1 protein-coding gene is annotated in these 520 nt (G+C 37.3%); it reads right to left on the bottom strand.

The features are described 5' to 3' along the window. Positions 1 to 212, bottom strand: a 212-nt coding sequence (locus ACFIO5_RS13525) for a hypothetical protein (protein WP_375705694.1), incomplete at its 3' end; no start/stop codon positions are given. Positions 213 to 520 lie beyond the last annotated feature (308 nt).

Raw genomic sequence — 520 nt, forward strand, 5'->3', positions numbered from 1 at the left:
GTCACGTTTACAAGAGTAGCATGACCTGCTAAGGCTTCATCAATAGCGTTGTCTACAACCTCATAGACCATATGATGCAAGCCTGAGCCATCATCTGTATCGCCGATATACATACCAGGACGTTTACGTACAGCATCGAGACCTTTGAGAACTTTGATAGAAGCGGCACCATAGTCGTCACCCTCCATTTGTGAGGTTATTTCATCACTCATAAGTTAATCCATTCCTGTATTTAATTTGCGATATTTCATCAGCTGTTTCAGAGCTTAATATTTTTGCCAGTTATTTATGGAATAACCACATTAAACGTTTACCGTATATCAGATCTATATTCAACATCTGTCGGTATAGAATAGGTAGAAGCTATCCATATTACACAATTACTTAGAACGATTTTTCATACGTAAACGATATTATCCTGTTAGGTTGCGTTTTTAGATGTAAAAAGAGGCGCAGAGAGTTTAATGAAATTTATCTCTACGGATTATTAATATTTGAGGAGAGGAGAGTTGCAGTGAAG

The organism is Bartonella sp. AA86SXKL, from assembly GCF_042196885.1.